Origin of the sequence: Noviherbaspirillum sp. (assembly GCF_036846085.1) — a bacterium.
In the GTDB taxonomy this organism is placed as follows: domain Bacteria; phylum Pseudomonadota; class Gammaproteobacteria; order Burkholderiales; family Burkholderiaceae_D; genus Noviherbaspirillum.
This window is the reverse complement of the sequence record NZ_DAIUCO010000395.1, coordinates 1-2,494: the sequence shown is the minus strand read 5'-3', so window position 1 is coordinate 2,494 and position 2,494 is coordinate 1. Positions and strand designations below refer to the sequence as shown.

Below are 2,494 nucleotides of genomic sequence, written 5' to 3'. Positions count from 1 at the left end.
GTCTGTATACAGCATGAAATGGATCACCTGAAGGGCAAGGTCTTCGTTGAGTATCTGTCCCCGCTGAAGCGCAACCGCATCAAGACCAGGTTGCTGAAGGAAGAGCGGGAGCTGCAGAAAGAGAAAAAGCGAACCGTGGCAGTCCGCTGACCGTTTGTCGCGCTACCCGGCATCGGGGGCTGATCCCGATGCCGGGCTGTACAATGCGCCTCCATGAAAATCATCTTTGCCGGCACCCCAGAATTCGCCGCCGTGGCGCTTGCAGCCCTGCATGATGCGGGCTTTGACATTCCGCTTGTACTTACCCAGCCGGACCGTCCTGCCGGCCGCGGCATGCAGTTACAGGCATCGCCCGTCAAGCAATTCGCAATCGCCCACGATATCCCGGTTTCGCAACCGGTATCGCTGCGCCTGAACGGAAAATATCCGGACATCGCGCAAGAGGCCCATGACCTGTTGCGCGCCACGCCGCACGATGCCATGGTAGTGGCCGCCTACGGGTTGATTCTCCCGCGTTCCGTGCTCGATATTCCGCGCCTCGGCTGCGTCAATATCCATGCGTCGCTTCTGCCGCGCTGGCGCGGCGCCGCACCGATTCACCGGGCGATCGAAGCGGGCGATGCCCACACCGGCGTGACCATCATGCAGATGGAGGAAGGGCTCGATACCGGTCCGATGTTGTCGATGGAGTCGGTACCGATCGGCGCGGAGGAGACCACCGGTACCTTGCACGACAAGCTCGCCGGTCTTGGCGGCCGCATGATCGTCGATGCCTTGCGCAAGCTCGAACAAGACAATCTGCCGGCCACGCCCCAGCCGGAAGAGGGCGTGACATACGCGGCGAAGATCAGCAAGGAGGAAGCGGCCCTGGATTTTTCGCTTTCCGCGGAAGTGTTGGCGCGCAAGGTTCGTGCGTTCAATCCGTTCCCCGGCGCTTTTGCGTCCTGCGAAGGAGCGGCCATCAAGATTTGGCGGGCCGAGGCGGTGGAAGGCGCAGCCGGGACCGTTCCGGGACAGGTGCTTTCCGCGGGCGGCGCGGCAGGCGTTGTCGTCGCCTGCGGGGCCGGGGCGTTGCGTGTGAGCGAATTGCAGAAGCCGGGCGGCAAGCGCCTGCCTGCGGCTGAATTCCTGAAGGGTTTTCCGCTGGAGGGACGCCGTTTCGGCTGAGCGCCTTACGATCGCCTTTTAAACCATCCTCATTTGGCATGCTCCAGCGGCAGCGGGCTGGACGGTTTGATCTCCTCCAGGCACACCATCGACCGCACGCCCGATACGCCATGTACCTGCATCAACCGGTCGGTGAGGAATGACGACAATGATTTCAGGTCCGTCGACACCACCTTCAGCAAATAATCAAAATCCCCGGAAATCGTGTAGCACTCCAGAATCTCCGGGAACTGCCGGATTGCCTTTTCCAGGGTGCGCACCTGTTTCGACTGTTCGCGGTCGATGCTGATATTGACGAAAGCCATGACCCCAAGCCCGATCGTGGCGGGGTCCACCCTGGCCGCATAGCCGCGAATGATGCCTTCCGCTTCCAGCCTGCGGACCCGCCTGAAACATTGCGGCGCGGACAGGCTCGCCTTATCCGACAGTTCGACATTCGATGCCCGGCCGTTTTCCTGCAACGTTTGGAGAATGATACGGTCGTATCTATCGAGATTATCCATAGTATTTTGCTCGCTATTTCAGTTTCATGAAAGATTCTTGCATGAGGCGCGGATTTTTGGCGCAATTTCGCAAGGAAATTTTTTGCCGTCGTCCCTATCATGAAGTCATGACGCAACATGAAAGGGGATGGTCATGAATGCATGGATAGAAGCGGAAAACCGGTATAGCGCAAGCAATTACAAGCCCTTGCCGGTGGTGCTGACGCGCGGGCAGGGCGTCTGGCTATGGGACGTGAACGGGAAGCGGTATCTCGACATGATGTCTGCCTATTCGGCGGTAAGTTTCGGCCACGGCCATCCGATCCTGGTGGAAGCGATGGTCGCGCAGGCGCGGCAGCTTGCGGTGACGTCGCGGGCCTTCCACACCGACCGGCTCGGCCCCTTTCTGCAGCTCTTGTGCGAAATGACCGGCCAGCCGAAAGCGTTGCCGATGAATACCGGCGCGGAGGCGGTCGAGACGGCGCTCAAGGCCGCACGCAAGTGGGGCCACAAGGTGAAGGGCATTGCCGACGGACGTGCGGAAATCATTGTCTGCAACGGCAACTTCGCCGGCCGCACGACGACGATCGTCGGCTTTTCGTCCGAGCCGCAATACCGGGATGGCTTCGGGCCGTTCGCGCCGGGCTTCGTGTCGGTGCCCTTCGGCGATACGGCAGCCCTGGAAGCCGCGATCACGCCGCGCACTGCCGCTTTCCTGGTCGAGCCGATACAGGGCGAGGGCGGGATCATCGTGCCGCCGGCCGGCTATCTCGCCGCCTGCCGCGAAATCTGCACGCGCCATAACGTGCTGCTGATCTGCGACGAGGTACAGACCGGCCTTGCAC

The 2,494-nt window shown here is 61.2% G+C and carries 4 protein-coding genes; 3 read left to right on the top strand and 1 reads right to left on the bottom strand.

Features of this window, described 5'->3' with window-relative positions; translation table 11 throughout:
* Together V7080_RS25210 and fmt are read left to right on the top strand one after the other, a co-directional pair.
* A partial coding sequence (locus tag V7080_RS25210; protein ID WP_334191122.1) for a peptide deformylase occupies positions 1–150 on the top strand: 150 nt, incomplete at its 5' end.
* 63 nt (positions 151–213) lie between these two features.
* Positions 214–1,167, top strand: coding sequence for a methionyl-tRNA formyltransferase (fmt, locus tag V7080_RS25205; RefSeq protein WP_334191121.1), 954 nt, complete (start codon positions 214–216; stop codon positions 1,165–1,167).
* A gap of 29 nt (positions 1,168–1,196) precedes the next feature.
* On the opposite strand, the gene V7080_RS25200 is transcribed toward fmt, so the two are convergent.
* Positions 1,197–1,670: an Lrp/AsnC family transcriptional regulator gene (locus V7080_RS25200; protein ID WP_334191120.1), complete on the bottom strand. Its 474-nt coding sequence runs from the start codon at positions 1,668–1,670 to the stop codon at positions 1,197–1,199.
* A gap of 133 nt (positions 1,671–1,803) precedes the next feature.
* Here V7080_RS25200 and V7080_RS25195 point away from each other — a divergent pair.
* Positions 1,804–2,494, top strand: a 691-nt coding sequence (locus V7080_RS25195; RefSeq protein ID WP_334191119.1) for an aminotransferase class III-fold pyridoxal phosphate-dependent enzyme, incomplete at its 3' end; no start/stop codon positions are given.